This window comes from Streptomyces xylophagus (assembly GCF_000716435.1).
GTDB lineage: Bacteria > Actinomycetota > Actinomycetes > Streptomycetales > Streptomycetaceae > Streptomyces > Streptomyces xylophagus.
Map to the genome: position 1 here is coordinate 1 of NZ_JNWO01000036.1, position 15,769 is coordinate 15,769.

A 15,769-nucleotide genomic window follows, 5' to 3' on the forward strand; every position below is an offset into this window, starting at 1 on the left:
ACCCCACCCCACCCCACCTCACCCCCGCCGCCCCGTCATCCGAGCCGCCGAAGCGATGGTCGCCCGCGCCTCTCTCTCGGAGAGCCCCGTGCCCAGGGCCGCCTCGACGAGGGGTTCGACAAGGGCAGGGCCGATGTCGTTCTCGTAGGCGCGGCAGGCTGCCCAGAAGAGGCGGGTGTTGCGTTGGCCCTCGTGGGCGGCGAGGACGAACTGGACGAGGCCCTGGCCGTGTTGGCCGGTCGAGGTGGGGGTGGGGTGGTTGGTGCGGGGTGGGGGGAGCAGGAGGCGTAGGAGGGAGGGCGGGCACGGGGCCGGTGCCAGGTGGGCGGTGGCCGGGGCGGCGCCGTAGAAGCCGTGTTCGGTGCGGGAGCCGGGGCCGACCAGGTAGCCGCCGGCGCCGCGGATGTCGATGCCGGGGGCGAGGCGGCCCGCGGAGTTGGGGACGACCACGTCGGGTGGGCCGCTGAGCCAGAGGTGGCGGCCGCCGCTGGGGGTCAGGACGACCACGGTCTCGGGGATCGTGAACAGGTGGCGGAGGGCGAGTTCGCGCAGCGCGGACGAGGAGTCCGTGCCGGACTTGGTGTCGAGGTCGATGCCGATCAGATGGTGCGGCGGCAGTCCGCAGGCGATGCCGTAGCCGGTGGCCCAGGGCGCGGCGGCGAACAGTTCGCGGATGCGTGCCGGGTCGGTGGAGGCGTCGTACACCCCGTGGCCGAGGAGTCCGCACTCGCCGTGGCAGGGCGGGCCCACGGCACCCGCCGCGCCCACCAGATCGGTGTCGTCGCGGTGCGGGGAGCGCAGGGCGGGGAGTTTGGTCCGGGACAGGGGGATCACGGCCAGTCCGCGTTCGGCGGCTGACAGGGCGTGTGCGAGGGCCAGCGTCGTGGCCTGCCGGTCGGTGGTGGCCATGCCTCCATGTTCGTACGAGTGTTCGAAAAAGGGAAGGGGGTGCGACGGCGACTCGCCGGGGTGGGGGGATTGGCCGGAAAGGTGGCGGAACGCTTCGCCTCTTGGGGCGCCTGGGGTGAGCTGTCCGTACTGCCCTGAACTGCGGCTTCGAGGTGACCAAAGGGGTTTATCGACTTGTCATCACGCTTCAGGGGGAATAACCGCTTCCGGCCTGGTTCGCCGGGGATTCGGTGGGCAACTCTGGTCTCGCGACGTCGTGCACCACACCGAGGCGGTCGGCCAACTGCCTTGGTGGAAGCAGTACTTGAAGCCGTAGTTCATGTGCGTTCGGCTACGAAGCCGGCACGCACCCTGTTCTGGAGGAACAACATGGCAAGCATCCGTACCGCCCGCGTCATCGCCGCCGTCTCCGCCCTCCCGCTGGCAGCCGCCCTCTTCACCGGCGTCGCGGCGGCGGACAACGGCGCCATCGCGGGCAACGGATCGAACGCGGGTGTGGCGACCGTCAGTGGCAGCGGGGTCGGGCACGACAACAAGGGCAACTCGTCCACCACCCAGCAGCAGGCGGTCGGCTCCGGGGCCTCGAACCAGAGCAACACCGCCCAGGTCAACGGTTCCGCGTTCACCGCCATCAACCAGGGAAACGAGAACGTCGCCGTCAACTTCGCCCACTTCTGGTAGCCGCGCCCGCCGACTCCCGCGCGGGGATGCGCGGGGCCGGCTGAGGGTGTGTCAGGTGTGCTCTGTGGGGTCGTAACGCGTCTGCGCGGTGGTGCTTCGGTGCCGCCGCGCAGGCGTTTTTCCGTGTGCGATCACCCGTCCCTGTCGGTGATCTTCCTTCTTCGGAACCGACCTTGACAGTGCACCGCATCTGACGGACAGTCAGAAACCCTCGCCCCTGCGATGTCGCCCCGGAGGTCCGCCGCCGTGCACCTCGCCCCCACCCTCCGCCAGCAGCAGCTCCGCGCCGAACTCCGCACGTACTTCGCCACGTTGATGCCGGACGGACCACCCGGCGCGGACGACCCCGAGGGCCAGCGGGCTCTCCTGCGCCGTATCGGCCGCGACGGCTGGCTCGGGCTCGGGTGGCCCGTCGAGTACGGGGGGCAAGGTCGGGGCGCGGACGAGCAGTTCGTGTTCTTCGACGAGGCCTACCGCGCGGGCGCGCCCGTCTCCATGGTCACCCTGAACACCGTCGGACCGACCCTCATGAAGTACGGCAGCGAGGAACAGAAGGCCGCCCTCCTGCCGGGCATCCTGCGCGGCGAACTCGTCTTCGCCATCGGCTACAGCGAACCGTCGGCCGGCACGGATCTCGCGTCGCTGCGGACGCGGGCAGTGCGTGACGGGCAGGGCTGGCTGATCGACGGGCAGAAGATCTTCACCTCCAACGCCCACAACGCCGACTGGATCTGGCTCGCCTGCCGCACCGACCCCGAGGCCCCCAAGCACCGCGGCATCTCCATCGTCCTCGTCCCGACCGACGCGCCCGGCTTCTCGTGGACCCCGATCGAGACGGTGGGCGGACAGCGGACGACGGCCACGTATTACGACGGGGTCCGGGTCCCGGCCGGCAACCTCGTCGGCGCGGAGAACGACGGCTGGTCCCTCATCACCAACCAGCTCAACCACGAGCGGGTCGCGCTCGCCGCGACCGGAATGCAGGCAGAGGACTTCTACACGGCCGTGCTGAACACCGCCCGCACACCCGACCCCGTGACGGGACGGCGCCGGGCCGACGAGCCGTGGGTGCGGGCGCAGTTGGCCGAGGCGCATGCCCGGCTGGCGGCGACGCGCCTCCTCAACTGGCGTCTGGTGGGCGACGTCGGCGCGGGCCGGCTGGCACCTGGCGACGCGAGCGGCGTGAAAGTCGCGGGAACCGAATCGACGGTGGCGGTGTACCAGATATGTCAGCACGTCGCCGGGACGGGCGGACCGGACGGGCCGACAGGCCTGGCGGGACTGGTGCGTTCGGGCTCGCCGGGCGCCTTCGGGGACGGCGAGCTGGAACGGCTCAACAGGGCGGCGCAGATCAACACCTTCGGGGGCGGGGTGAGCGAGGTGCAGCGGGAGATCGTCGCGACGATGCGGCTCGGGATGACGAGGGGGCGGCGGTGACGGCGATGGGCGGCCGGCAGGCACAGGCGGCGAGCCCGGCGGTCGTAGACGAACTGGGCGCGCGGCTCAAGGAGTTCGAAGGGCGCGCGGCAGCCGTCGCGGGCACGGGCAAGGACCCCGTCAACGAGCCGATGATCCGGCACTGGTGCGAGGCACTGGGCGACACGAACCCGGCGTACACGGGCCCGAACGCCATCGCCCCGCCCACCATGCTCCAGGCCTGGACCATGGGCGGCCTCTCCGGACACACGGGACGCACGCAGGCCTACGACGAGCTGTTCGACCTCCTCGACGAGGCGGGCTGCACCTCGGTGGTCGCCACCGACTGCGAGCAGGAGTATCTACGGCCCCTGCGGCCGGGGGACGAGGTCACCTTCGACGCGGTGATCGAGTCGGTGTCCGACCGCAAGACGACGAAACTCGGCACCGGGTACTTCGTCACGACACGCATGGACGTACGGGTGGGCCAGGACCTCGTCGGCACCCACCGCTTCCGCATCCTCAAGTACGCCCCCGCGCGACAGAAGCAGAAGAGGCAGCAGGAAGAGAAACAGGCTCGCGCCCGCCGCCCCCGCCCCGTCGTCAACCGCGACAACGCCGGCTTCTGGGAGGGCGTGGCGCAGCATCGCCTCCTCATCCAACGCTGCGCGGACTGCGGGACGTTGCGCCACCCCTGGCTGCCGGGCTGCAACACCTGCGGCGGCCCCGACTGGGACACGATCGAGGCGAGCGGCGAGGGGTCCGTCTACTCGTACGTCGTGATGCACCACCCGCCCTTCCCCGCCTTCGCCCCGCCGTACGCCGTCGGCCTGATCGAACTCGCCGAGGGCGTGCGGATCGTGAGCAACGTGGTGGGCGTGCCGTACGACAAGGTCCGCATCGGGCTGCCGGTACGGCTCGAATTCCAGCGGTACGACGATGATGAGGACGCTGTTCCGTTGGTGCTCCCCGTCTTCCGGGTCCAGGAAGGCCGAGAGGGCGGGGCGGGCTGACATGGACTTCACGCCCACGGAGGAACAGGCGGCGGCCCGTGACCTGGCCGCCCGGATCTTCGGCGACCTCGCGACACCCGAGCGGCTCACGGCGGCCGGGACGGGCAGCGACCCTGAGCTGTGGAAGGCCCTGTGCGCGGCCGGACTGGTCGGCGCCGTCGAGGAGTTGGGGCTGCTCGGTCTCGTACTCCTCCTGGAGGAACAGGGGCGGACCACGGCCCAGGTGCCCTTCGCGTCGACCTGCGTGTACGGGCTGCTGGCGGTGGCGGCGCACGGTTCGCCGGAGCAGCGGGAGCGGTTGTTGCCGGGGATCGGGGACGGGTCGGTGGTGGTGTGCGGGGCGTTTCCGGCGCAGGGGGGTGTGCGGGCGAGAGGTGTACGGGGTGAGGGTGAAGGGGCCTACGCACAGGGTGAGTTGAGCGGGACGGTCCCTGTCGTCCCCTGGCTGCGTGACGCCACGCATGTCCTTGTCGCCGACGATCAGCGCGAGTTGTGGCTGACGCCGGTCACGGATGCCACGCGCGTCGAGGCGGTCGAGCTGACGGCACCTTGGTCGGCGGGGCGACTGACACTCGACGGCGCGGCGGCGGAACGGCTCGGGTCCCACCCTCGCTCCGAGGACTCGCCCCCAACTCCCTCCCCCTACGCCGACGTCCTGGCCACCGCCCGTACCGCCTTCGCCGGTCTCCAGGCCGGGGTCTGCGCCGGTTCGCTCGCGCGGGCCGTGGCGCACACCAACACCCGGGAGCAGTTCGGGCGCCCGCTGGCGACCCGGCAGGCGGTCCAACTCCGGGCTGCCGACGCCCACATGGACATCGAGGCGATACGGGTGACGACGTACGAGGCGGCCTGGCGGCGGGACGTAGAACTCCCGTATGCCACGCACGCGTTGACCGCCGCCTGGTGGGCGTCCGAGGCGGGTGTGCGTGTCGTGCACACCGGCCAGCATCTGCACGGTGGTGCGGGGGCCGACCTGGACCATCCGGTGCACCGGCACTTCCTGTGGGGGCGCCAGTTGGACGCGTATCTGGGCTGTGGAGCCGAAGTGCTGCAGGAACTGGGGGAGTTGATCGTCAGTGAGGAGGTGCGGCCATGAAGGCAGGAGGCGCGGCCATGAGGGCAGGTGAGGAGTTGCCCCTGCTCGAGATCGAGATCACCCGCACCCTGATCGTCGCCGGAGCCATCGCCTCCCGCGACTACCAGGACGTGCACCACGACGCCGAGTTGGCACGGCGGAAGGGCTCCCCCGACATCTTCATGAACATCCTGACGACGAACGGCCTGGTCGGCCGCTACATCACCGACCACTTCGGCCCGGGAGCGACCCTCCGTAAGGTGGCCATACGACTCGGCGCCCCCAACTACCCGGGAGACACGATGGTGTTGACGGGCCGGATCGAGGAGACGGACGGCGACACCGCGACGGTCCGCGTGCTCGGGGCGAACGGCATCGGCAGACACGTCACCGGCACGGTCACGGTCACCCTGCCGAGGGAGGCCGGCGCATGAGCACCCGCACCCGCGACACCCTCGGTGGACGCGCCGCGATCGTCGGTATCGGGGCCACGGAGTTCTCCAAGGACTCGGGGCGCAGTGAGCTGCGGCTGGCCGTGGAGGCGGTGCGGGCCGCGTTGGCCGACGCGGGGCTGACACCGGCGGACGTGGACGGGATGGTCACGTTCACGATGGACACCAACCCGGAGATCACCGTCGCCCAGGCCTGCGGGATCGGCGAGCTGTCCTTCTTCTCCCGGGTCCACTACGGCGGCGGCGCGGCCTGCGCGACCGTGCAGCAGGCGGCGCTGGCCGTGGCGGCGGGAGTCGCCGAGGTGGTGGTCTGCTACCGCGCCTTCAACGAGCGGTCGGGGCGCAGATTCGGCTCGGGCGTGACACACCGGGAGCCGTCGGCGGAGGGCGCGGCGCTCGGCTGGTCGCTGCCGTTCGGGCTGCTCACACCGGCGTCGTGGGTCGCGATGGCGGCGCAACGGTATCTGCACACGTACGGCCTGACACCGGAGGCGTTCGGGCCGGTCGCGGTCGTGGACCGCAAGTACGCGGCGACGAACCCGGCGGCGTACTTCCACGGCAGACCGATCACCCTCGCCGAGCACGCGGCCTCGCGCTGGATCGTGGAGCCGCTCAGACTGCTCGACTGCTGCCAGGAGACGGACGGCGCCCAGGCGATCGTCGTCACGTCCGTGGAACGCGCCCGCGACCTGCCCCGCCCGCCCGCGGTCATCGCGGCCGCGGCCCAGGGCGCCGGCCGCGCGCAGGAGCAGATGACCAGCTTCTACCGCGACGACCTGACCGGCCTCCCCGAGATGGGCGTGGTCGCACGCCAGCTGTGGCGGACGGCGGGGCTGGGCCCGGAGGACATGGACGTGGGGATCCTGTACGACCACTTCACGCCGTTCGTGCTGATGCAGCTGGAGGAGTTCGGCTTCTGCGGGAGAGGGGAGGCCGCGGACTTCGTGGCCGAGGAGCGGCTGCCGATCAACACCCACGGGGGTCAGCTCGGGGAGGCGTACCTGCACGGCATGAACGGCATCGCGGAAGGCGTCCGACAGCTACGCGGCACGGCCGTGAACCAGATACCGGGGGCCGGGAGGGTGCTGGTGACCGCGGGGACGGGGGTGCCGACGTCGGGGCTGGTGCTCACCGGCGCCAGCGCTCACGGCTCCGGCCCTGGCACTCAGGGCTGAGCCCCCAGGGGTAAACCCGCAGTACGTCTCGTCCCCTCGTCCACCTTCAGGAGGTGGAGCCGGCCCCACCCCTACAACCTGAGGCGGAGTCGGCTTCGGGACCTGCGGGCGATCCGCGGAAGCCCTGGTCGCTCATAGCGTGGAGCCATGACCACAGCAGTCTGCACCAGCGCGTCGAACGCCACCGCACGGGCCACCGCGCGGCCCGACGTACGGGCCGCCACTCGGCCCGCAGCACGGGGTACGCAGACCCTCGCGTACCCGTCGTTCTCCTCGTACGTGAGGGCCAGGCAGCCGGTGCTGCTGCGCACCGCGCGGTCGCTGACCGCGAACCCGTGCGACGCGGAGGACCTGCTGCAGACCGCGCTGACCAAGACGTATGTCGCCTGGGAGCGGATCGAGGACCACCGCGCGCTGGACGGCTATGTGCGCCGGGCGCTGCTCAACACGCGGACCTCGCAGTGGCGCAAGCGCAAGGTCGACGAGTTCGCGTGCGAGGAGCTGCCCGAGCCGGAGCCGAGCGGTGGCGCGGAGGACCCGGCCGAGCAGCAGGCGCTGCACGACGCGATGTGGCGGGCGATCGCGAAGCTGCCGGACCGGCAGCGGGCGATGGTAGTCCTGAGGTACTACGAGGATCTCAGCGAGGTCCAGACGGCCGAGGTGCTCGGAGTGTCCGTGGGCACGGTGAAGTCGGCGGTGTCGCGGGCGCTGGGCAAGCTGCGGGAGGACCCCGAGCTGGTTCTCGCCCGATAGAGGCCGATAGAGGCGGACAAGAGATCAGCAAGATGTCGTGATCGATCACCCGGCCCTAGTGACATACCGTGCGGTATGTGCGCAGAATCAGCGCAACCCCAACTACCGCGCAGGCAATGTCGCCCCGGGAGGACGCCGTGCTGAGCACCATGCAGGACGTACCGCTGCTGATCTCGAGGATCCTGACCCACGGGTCGACGGTCCACGGAACATCGCAGGTGATCAGCTGGACCGGTGAGGGGGAGCCGGAGCGCCGTTCCTTCGCGGAGATCGGTGCCCGGGCGGCCCAGTTGGCGCACGCCCTGCGCGAGGACCTGGGCGTGGTGGACGGTGAGCGAACCGCCACTTTTATGTGGAACAACGCCGTTCATGTCGAGGCCTACTTCGCGATCCCCGCCATGGGCGCGGTGCTGCACACGCTCAACCTCCGCCTTCCGGCGGACCAGTTGGCGTGGATCGTCAACCACGCGGCGGACCGGGTGGTCATCGTCAACGGTTCGCTGATCCCGCTGCTCGCCCCGCTGCTGTCCAAGCTGCCCACGGTCGAGCACATCGTCGTCTCCGGGCCCGGCGACCGCACCCCCCTCGACGGCGCCCACGCGCGCGTGCACGAGTACGAGGATCTCATCGCCGGCAAGCCGACCACGTACGACTGGCCCGAGCTGGACGAACGTCAGGCCGCCGCGATGTGCTACACCTCCGGGACCACGGGCGACCCCAAGGGCGTGGTGTTCAGCCACCGTTCGATCTACCTGCACTCCATGCAGGTCAACATGACCCAGTCGATGGGTCTCACGGACCGGGACACCTCACTGGTTGTGGTGCCCCAATTTCATGTAAATGCCTGGGGTTTGCCCCACGCCACCTTCATGACCGGCGTGAACATGCTGATGCCGGACCGCTTCCTGCAGCCCGCGCCGCTCGCCGAGATGATCGAGAGCCAGCGCCCGACGCACGCGGCGGCCGTCCCCACCATCTGGCAGGGCCTGCTCGCCGAGCTGACCGCCAAGCCCCGCGATGTCTCCTCGCTCACCCAGGTCACCATCGGTGGTTCGGCCTGTCCGCCCGCCCTCATGGCGGCCTTCGACGAGCTGGGCATGCGGGTCTGTCACGCCTGGGGAATGACGGAGACCTCCCCGCTGGGCACGGTCTCGCGCCCGCCGGCCGAAGCGGTCGGTACGGAGCGGGAGTTCGAGTACCGGCTGACCCAGGGCCGTTTCCCGACGAGCGTCGAGGCCCGGCTCACCGGCCCCGGCGGCGAGCGACTGCCCTGGGACGGCGAGTCGGCGGGCGAGCTGGAGGTGCGCGGCCCGTGGATCGCCGGCGCGTACTACAACGGCCAGGACGCCGAACCCCTGCGCCCCGCCGACAAGTTCAGCGAGGACGGCTGGCTCAAGACGGGTGACGTCGGCACGATCTCCTCCGACGGTTTCCTCACCCTCACCGACCGGGCCAAGGACGTCATCAAGTCCGGCGGCGAGTGGATCTCCTCCGTCGACCTGGAGAACGCCCTGATGTCCCACCCGGACGTCACCGAGGCCGCCGTGGTCGCCGTACCGGACGAGAAGTGGGGTGAGCGTCCGCTGGCGACCGTGGTCCTGCGGGAGGGTTCCACCGCCGACTTCGCGTCCCTGCGCGCCTTCCTCGCCGACGCGGGCAAGATCGCCAAGTGGCAGCTCCCGGAACGCTGGACGATCATCGAGTCGGTCCCGAAGACGAGCGTCGGCAAGTTCGACAAGAAGGTGCTGCGCAGGCGGTACGCCGCCGGTGACCTGGACGTCACCAAGCTCTGACCGGTGGGTCCGGCCGCGTCGTCGTCGTAGGGCGATGACGCGGCCGGACCGGAAGAGACCTCAAGACCTCACCGCCGCACAGCAGTTGTCCCCCACCCGATCATCAGCCACACCCCCGCCACCACGCACACCCCGCCCCAGCCCCAGTGGCTGAACGCAGGCCCCGCGAGGGCCGAGGCGAGGGCGCCGCCCGTGAAGCCGGCGACGACGTAGGCGGTGTTGGCGGTCGCCGGGGTGGAGGTGGTGGTGAGGGCGAGGGTCTGGTTGGCGACGTGGGAGGCGACCAGGGCCGCGTGGACGGCGATCGCGGCGACGAACAGCGCCCACAGCACATGCCCGCCCAGCCAGAACAGCGGCACGGACACCGCGGCGAGCGCATACGCGGACCGTACGACCTTGCCCGCGCCGAACCGGTCGACGAACCCGCCCGCGAGCGGAGCCACCGCGCTGGCCGCCAGCCCGAAGAGACCGAACAGCCCGGCGGTCGCGGTCGAGAAGCCGTAGGAACCACCGGTGAGCAGCAGGGCAAGGGTCGTCCACAGGGCGCTCCACGCGCCGAACATCCCCGCCTGTCGCAGGCACGCGCGCCACAGGTCGGGCGAGCTGCGGACCAGGCCGGGCAGTGCGGCGATGCCCGAGAAAAGGGACCCTGTCCGCTCGCGCTTCTCCGACGGCAGGACGTACGCCGTCGCGAGGCCGAGGACGAGGGTCAGGGCGGCCGAGCCGACGAAGACGACCCGCCAGCCGTAGGCCTGTCCGACCTGGCTGCCCAGGACGCGCGCGGCCACGATGCCGGTGAACAGGCCCGCTATGACGGCCGCGACATGGCGGGCGCGGTGGTGGGCGGGGGCGCGTTCGGCGACCAGCGGGACAAGGAGCTGCGGTACGACGGTCGCGGCGGCGGCGACGAACACGGCCACCGCGAGGGTGGCGGTCCCGGACGCCACGGCACCGGCGAGCAGGGCCGCCGTGGTGGCCACGGAGAGGGCGGCGACCAGGGGGCGCCGGTTGACGCGGTCGCCGAGCGGGGCGAAGAAGAGGAGGCCGGTGGCGTAGCCGAACTGCGCGACCGAGGCGATCCAGGCGACGGCGGACGGGGTCGAGCCGAAGTCGTGGGCGATGAGGGGGAGCAGCGGGCCCGCGAGGTAGATGTTGGCGGCCGTCACGGCGGTGCAGACGGCGATGAGGACGAGGAAGAGGCGACCGGCGGCCGTGGGGGCCGGCGTTCCCGTCGGGACCTGCACCGGCTGAGCTGTGGTTGCGGAGGACATGAGCGGTAGGACTCCTTCGAGCCAGCTCTAGCAACTAACTGGTTGGTTGGAAGCTGGAACAGCATGCAGCGCACCGGAATTCCCTGTCAACCAAACAGTTGGTTACCCTCGCTCGCCGAGTACCCTGGCCCCATGGCAGTAAGAGACCCCGAAGCCACCAAGGCCCGGATCTTCGAGGCGGCGGTCGCCGAGTTCGCCCGGCACGGCATCGCGGGCGCCCGTATCGACCGCATCGCCGTCGAGGCGAAGGCCAACAAGCAGCTGATCTACGCCTACTTCGGCAACAAGGCGGAGCTGTTCACCCAGGTCCTCGGCAAGTCCATGCTCGACCTCGCCGTCACCCTCCCCGTCGACCCCGACGACATCGAGGGCTGGATCGACCGGCTCATGGACTACCACGAGGCCCACCCCGCACTCCTGCGCCTCCTCTTCTGGGAGGGCCTGGAGTACGGCACCGCCGAACTGCCCGACGAGGCCGAGCGTCAGCAGCACTACGCGTTCAAGGTCGCCGCGCTCCAGGACGGCCAGGACCGGGGTGTCGTGAGCGACGCGATCCCGGCCCGCGACCTGCTGTTCCTGCTGGTCGCGATGGCCAACTGGGGTGTCGTCGTACCGCAGATGCGCCGCGTCCTGGTGGGCATGGACGACACGGACCGCGACCGGATCCGCGAGTCGATCAAGGAGGCGGCGCGGCGACTGGTCGCCAAGTAGCCGCCTCCGGTGGACAGTTGAGCGCTAGTTGGTGCCGATCCGGGCGAGCAGGTCCACGATCCGCGACTGGACCTCGGTACTCGTCGACCGCTCGGCGAGGAAGAGGACGGTCTCACCGGAGGCCAGCCGGGGCAGGTCGGCCTCGTCCACCGCAGCCGTGTACACGACGAGCGGGGTGCGGTTGAGCTGTCCGTTCGCCCGCAGCCAGTCGACGATCCCGGCCCGCCGGTTGTGCACCTGGAGCAGGTCCATCACGACGAGGTTGGGCCGCAACTGCCCCGCCAGCGTCACCGCGTCCGCGTCGCTCGCGGCCCGCGCCACCTGCATCCCGCGCCGCTCCAGCGTCGCGGTCAGCGCCAGCGCGATCTCCGCGTGCTCCTCGATCAGCAGCACCCGCGGCGGATGCTGCTCACTGTCCCGGGGCGCGAGCGCCTTCAGCAGGACGGCGGGATCGGCACCGTAGGCCGCCTCGCGCGTGGCCTGTCCGAGCCCGGCGGTCACGAGCACCGGCACCTCGGCCGCGACGGCGGCCTGCCGCAACGACTGGAGCGCGGTACGGGTGATCGGCCCGGTCAACGGGTCCACGAACAGCGCCGCCGGGAAGGCCGCGATCTGCGCGTCGACCTCCTCGCGCGAGTGCACGATGACGGGCCGGTACCCGCGGTCGCTCAACGCCTGCGTCGTCGTCACGTCCGGCGCGGGCCACACCAGCAGCCGCCGCGGATTGTCGAGCGGCTCCGGGGGCAGTTCGTCGTCGAGCGGCTGCGGCCTGGGCGTGTCCGCGATCTCGACGGCCCCGCCCGGCCCGTCCAACGGCTCCGGCCCCTCGGCCGCGTTCTCGTCCGGTGCTCCTATGGCGTACGACCGTCCGGCACCCTCGGTCATCTGCGCGAGCCGCGACTGCCCGGCCATGGAGGGCTGCGCCTGCTCACCCTGGGGATGCGGCCGCGCCGCCCCGGCGGTACCGGTATCGGGCCGCGTCCCCAACTTCCGCCGCCGCCCGCCGCCGCCCGGCTGATGCGGCGGAGGAGTGGCGGTAGCCGGCTGCTGCACCTGAGCCGCCTGCCGCGTGAACGGCACCCCCTGCCCCAAGGTCCGCACACTGATCGCCCGCCCCTGAGTGGAGTTCGGATCGACCGGCACGGCGGCCTCGGCAGGCAGCGGCTGCGCGGCACGGGCCTGCGCGGCGGCCGGGACGTTCGGATTCGGGTTCGCGTTCGGATGCGCCGCTACGGCGGTCTCGGCACCGTTCGCCGCTACCGGAGCGCCGGGCGCCGGAGCCGCCGCCGGGGTCGGCTGCGCGGCGGGCAGTGCCTGCGGCGGAACCGCCTCACCGGGGTGACCCTGAGCCGGCGCGACCTGCCCGGGGATGCCGTGCGGGGAGACCGGCTGGCCCTGAGCGGGTGCGGTCTGCCCGGGGATGCCCTGGGGCGAGACCAGTTGTTGCCCAGGGATGCCCTGGGGCGGAATCGGCTGGCCGGGGATTCCCTGGGGGGAGACCGGCTGTTGGCCAGGCATTCCTTGAGGTGAGACCGGCTGCTGGCCGGGGATTCCCTGGGGCGAAATCGGCTGCTGGCCCGGGATTCCCTGAGGTGAGACGGGCTGCCCGGGGGCGCCCTGCGGCAGAGCCGCCTGAACGGGGGCGGCCTGCGCCGGGATGCCCTGGGCGGGTGCCGCCTCCACCGGGAGCGGCATCGGCTGCGCCGCGGGAGCCTGTGCCGGGGCGGGCAGGTTCTGCGCGGGGGCGAGCTGCATGGCGCCGCCGGGCTGACCGGCGACGGCGGGTTGGCCAACGGCCGCTTGACCGACGGCCGCCTGACCGACGACTGGCTGTGCTGCCCCCGGCTGCTGCGCCACAGCCATCTGTCCGGGTGCCATCTGCCCGGGTGCCAGCTGTGCCGGTACACCTACGGAAACACCCTGCCCCTGCTGAACCGGCTGCCCCTGCGCCGGAACCACCGCGCCCGCCTGCGCCGGAACCGACTCGGCGGCCTGCGGCTGCGGCTGTGCCATGGCCCGGCGTCGCCGCCCGGTCGGTGCGCTCGCGGGGTGCGGCTGCGGCGGAGTGTGGTCCTCGGACTGGTCGACCGGAACGGCGTCGTGCCGCCCCTCGTCACCGGCAGGAACCTGCTGCTGCACCTCTGCCGACGTCTCCGGCGTGCGGTCCGCCTCGGCCGGCGGCAGGGCGAACACCGTACGGGCGCCCGCCTCCTGCGCGGCGGCCCGCTCGGCCGCGGCCGCCAGGGCACGCCGACGACGCCCGGTCGGCTGTCCGTCCTCGCCCACCTCGGACTCGGCACCGCCCGCTGCGACACCACCGGCGGGCAGCGCGGGCGGCAACGCCTGCCGCTCGCCGCCGGGCGCGGGCACGCCCTGCGGCGGCACCGTCCCGCCCAGTCCCGTACCGGTGGCCGCGGTCCCGGCGGCATGCTCCGCCGCCGTCATCACCGCGCCCTCGGACACACCCTCCGCGCTCTCGTCGGACCCGTCACCGGCGTCGGCGGCCCGTCCGCGCCGCCGCCCGGTACCGCTGGACGCACCGTCGCCGGCCGCTTCCAGAGCCGCCGCGGACTCCTCGCCCGCACGCCTTCTGCGCCGCCCGGTGGGCACCGCGGCCTCGCCCGCGGAGTCGTCGGCGCCGGGCACCTCGCTCTCCAGGAACGCGTCCACGGAGGACCGCTTGGCCCGCCGCCGCCCGCTGCTGCCGGAGGCCTGCTCGGGTACGGCGAGTTCGGCGCCGCCGGTCGCGGCCGGAGCCGCCACGGCCCCCGCCCCGCCCCCGATGGGCACCTCCAGGACATACGCGCTGCCGCTCATCCCCGGCACGTCGTGCGTCTGCAGCACACCGCCGTGGGCCCGCACGATCCCGCGCACGATCGGCTCGTGCACCGGGTCTCCCCCGGCGTACGGCCCGCGTACCTCGATCCGTACGACCTCGCCGCGCTGCGCCGCCGCCACGACGACCGTGTTGTCCATGTAACCGCCCGCGGAAACGGGCGAGTTGCCGGTCGCGTCGACGCCCGCGACATCCGCGACGAGGTGCGCGAGCGCGGTCGCGAGGAGCCCGGGGTCGACCTCGGCCTCGATGGGCGGCGCGTGCACGGCGAACTGCACGCGTCCCGGCCCGATCAGGTCCACGGCCCCGTCGACACCGGCGGCGACGACCGCGTCCAGCATCACCTTCGTACGCGAGATCTCCTCGGCGCCGGTCTCCAGCCGCTGGTACCCGAGCACGTTGTCGATGAGCTGGGTGATGCGCGAGTAGCCGGCCGACAGGTGGTGCAGGACCTGGTTGGCCTCGGGCCACAGCTGGCCGGCGTCGTCCGCGGCCAACGCGGCCAGTTCCCGGCGGAGTTCGTCGAGGGGTCCGCGCAGCGAACGCCCGAGCAGCGTGAGCAACTGCTCGTGCCGCGCGGCGAGTTCCTCGTACCGGTCCTTCTCGCGCTCCCCGAGTGCGGCGTACCGCTCCTCGTTCGCCGCGAGTTCCTCCTCGTGCTGCTCCTGGAGTTCCTCGGTCTCGGTGATGTGCTTCTGGCGCAGGGCGGTCAGCTCGGAGGCGTGCTCCTCGTCGATCCGCTCCAGCTCGTCCCAGTGCAGCTTGTCGGCGGCTTCCTTCTCCTCGGCGAGCGAGTCGTAGGGCCGCCGGTCGGTGAAGGTCATCACGGCGCCGACGAGCTGGTCGCCGTCGCGCACGGGTGCGGTGGTGAGGTCGACGGAGACCCGGTCCCCGTTCTTGGCGAACAGCACCTGCCCGCGCACCCGGTGCTTGCGCCCGGAGCGCAGGGTGTCGGCGAGCGGCGACTCCGCGTACGGGAACGGGGAGCCGTCGGCGCGCGAGTGCAGGACGAGGGTGTGCAGTTCCTTGCCGCCTAGGTCGCTGGCGCGGTACCCGAGGATCTGGGCGGCGGCCGGATTGACGAGCACGACCCGCCCGTCCGTGTCCGTCCCTACGACACCTTCGGCCGCCGCGCGCAGGATCATCTCGGTCTGCCGCTGCGAACGGGCCAGCTCGGCCTCGGTGTCCACGGTCCCGGAGAGGTCGCGCACGACGAGCATCAGCAGCTCGTCGGCGGTGTAGCCGTAGCCGTCGTAGGCCTGCTGGCCGTCTTCGAGGTTGGCGCTGGTGACCTCGACGGGGAACTCGGAGCCGTCGGTGCGGCGGGCGATCATCCGGGTCGGCTTGGTCCGGCCGCGTGGGTCCATCGAGTCGGGGCGCCGCATGGAACCCGGGATGAGCCGCGAGTCGAACTCCGGCAGCAGATCGAGCAGTCCGCGCCCGACGAGCGCGGTGCCGGGCGCCTCGAAGGCCTCCAGCGCGATGGTGTTCGCGTTGACGACGGTCCCGTTGGCGTTGACCAGCACCAACGCGTCCGGGAGCGCGTCGAGTATGGCTGCGAGGCGAGCAGCGCCTCGGGATGGCCTGCTGCTCACGAGACGCTTCCTCCCTGTTACCGCACCTTGCCGACCGCGGAGGCCATCTTGCCAACCGGCCCGCGACGTGTCACGCGACGGAGTCTAAG

General features: G+C 71.9%; 12 protein-coding genes. 9 read left to right on the forward strand and 3 right to left on the reverse strand.

The window, feature by feature from the left end:
- Window positions 1-18 precede the first annotated feature (18 nt).
- Window positions 19-909 (reverse strand): bifunctional DNA primase/polymerase, encoded by an 891-nt coding sequence (locus OO70_RS44985; protein WP_043685630.1) that lies wholly within the window; start codon window positions 907-909, stop codon window positions 19-21.
- Between the two features lie 369 nt (window positions 910-1,278).
- On the opposite strand from OO70_RS44985, the gene OO70_RS44990 reads away from it, so the two are divergent.
- The 8 genes from OO70_RS44990 to OO70_RS45025 all read left to right on the forward strand — a co-directional run bounded on the left by OO70_RS44990 (window position 1,279) and on the right by OO70_RS45025 (window position 9,267).
- Entirely contained in the window at window positions 1,279-1,590 is a 312-nt protein-coding gene (locus OO70_RS44990) for a hypothetical protein (RefSeq protein WP_043685633.1), read from the forward strand.
- 246 nt (window positions 1,591-1,836) lie between these two features.
- Window positions 1,837-3,027, forward strand: a complete 1,191-nt coding sequence (locus tag OO70_RS44995) for an acyl-CoA dehydrogenase family protein (RefSeq protein ID WP_043685635.1) — start codon at window positions 1,837-1,839, stop codon at window positions 3,025-3,027.
- Window positions 3,028-3,032: 5 nt separating this feature from the next.
- Entirely contained in the window at window positions 3,033-4,019 is a 987-nt protein-coding gene (locus OO70_RS45000) for a bifunctional MaoC family dehydratase N-terminal/OB-fold nucleic acid binding domain-containing protein (RefSeq protein ID WP_051742217.1), read from the forward strand.
- A 1-nt stretch (window position 4,020) separates the two neighbouring features.
- Entirely contained in the window at window positions 4,021-5,115 is a 1,095-nt protein-coding gene (locus OO70_RS45005; RefSeq protein WP_043685637.1) for an acyl-CoA dehydrogenase family protein, read from the forward strand.
- A 17-nt stretch (window positions 5,116-5,132) separates the two neighbouring features.
- On the forward strand, window positions 5,133-5,528 hold the full coding sequence (locus OO70_RS45010) for a MaoC family dehydratase (protein WP_106971885.1): 396 nt from the start codon (window positions 5,133-5,135) through the stop codon (window positions 5,526-5,528).
- Window positions 5,525-6,721: a lipid-transfer protein gene (locus tag OO70_RS45015; protein WP_051742201.1), complete on the forward strand. Its 1,197-nt coding sequence runs from the start codon at window positions 5,525-5,527 to the stop codon at window positions 6,719-6,721. Before OO70_RS45010 ends, OO70_RS45015 begins: the two co-directional genes overlap by 4 nt.
- Before the next feature lie 147 nt (window positions 6,722-6,868).
- Window positions 6,869-7,474: a SigE family RNA polymerase sigma factor gene (locus OO70_RS45020; protein WP_043685644.1), complete on the forward strand. Its 606-nt coding sequence runs from the start codon at window positions 6,869-6,871 to the stop codon at window positions 7,472-7,474.
- Between the two features lie 116 nt (window positions 7,475-7,590).
- A complete protein-coding gene (locus OO70_RS45025) occupies window positions 7,591-9,267 on the forward strand; it encodes a long-chain fatty acid--CoA ligase (protein WP_199827529.1) in 1,677 nt (558 codons plus the stop codon).
- 68 nt (window positions 9,268-9,335) lie between these two features.
- On the opposite strand, the gene OO70_RS45030 is transcribed toward OO70_RS45025, so the two are convergent.
- Entirely contained in the window at window positions 9,336-10,538 is a 1,203-nt protein-coding gene (locus OO70_RS45030) for an MFS transporter (RefSeq protein WP_043685650.1), read from the reverse strand.
- 132 nt (window positions 10,539-10,670) lie between these two features.
- Between OO70_RS45030 and OO70_RS45035 the strand changes: the two genes are divergently transcribed.
- Window positions 10,671-11,249, forward strand: a complete 579-nt coding sequence (locus OO70_RS45035; RefSeq protein ID WP_043685652.1) for a TetR family transcriptional regulator — start codon at window positions 10,671-10,673, stop codon at window positions 11,247-11,249.
- A 24-nt stretch (window positions 11,250-11,273) separates the two neighbouring features.
- On the opposite strand, the gene OO70_RS45040 is transcribed toward OO70_RS45035, so the two are convergent.
- The gene (locus OO70_RS45040; protein WP_078651813.1) at window positions 11,274-15,680 is read right to left on the reverse strand and encodes a PAS domain-containing protein; all 4,407 of its coding nucleotides are present in this window, start codon (window positions 15,678-15,680) and stop codon (window positions 11,274-11,276) included.
- Window positions 15,681-15,769: the final 89 nt, after the last annotated feature.

Bases quoted from the DNA above. Each gene is read 5' to 3' on its own strand.
- OO70_RS44985 (WP_043685630.1), bottom strand. From the start codon at position 909: ATGGCCACCACCGACCGGCAGGCCACGACGCTGGCCCTCGCACACGCC.
- OO70_RS44990 (WP_043685633.1), top strand. From the start codon at position 1,279: ATGGCAAGCATCCGTACCGCCCGCGTCATCGCCGCCGTCTCCGCCCTC.
- OO70_RS45000 (WP_051742217.1), top strand. From the start codon at position 3,033: ATGGGCGGCCGGCAGGCACAGGCGGCGAGCCCGGCGGTCGTAGACGAA.
- OO70_RS45005 (WP_043685637.1), top strand. From the start codon at position 4,021: ATGGACTTCACGCCCACGGAGGAACAGGCGGCGGCCCGTGACCTGGCC.
- OO70_RS45010 (WP_106971885.1), top strand. From the start codon at position 5,133: ATGAGGGCAGGTGAGGAGTTGCCCCTGCTCGAGATCGAGATCACCCGC.
- OO70_RS45015 (WP_051742201.1), top strand. From the start codon at position 5,525: ATGAGCACCCGCACCCGCGACACCCTCGGTGGACGCGCCGCGATCGTC.
- OO70_RS45020 (WP_043685644.1), top strand. From the start codon at position 6,869: ATGACCACAGCAGTCTGCACCAGCGCGTCGAACGCCACCGCACGGGCC.
- OO70_RS45025 (WP_199827529.1), top strand. From the start codon at position 7,591: ATGTCGCCCCGGGAGGACGCCGTGCTGAGCACCATGCAGGACGTACCG.
- OO70_RS45030 (WP_043685650.1), bottom strand. From the start codon at position 10,538: ATGTCCTCCGCAACCACAGCTCAGCCGGTGCAGGTCCCGACGGGAACG.
- OO70_RS45035 (WP_043685652.1), top strand. From the start codon at position 10,671: ATGGCAGTAAGAGACCCCGAAGCCACCAAGGCCCGGATCTTCGAGGCG.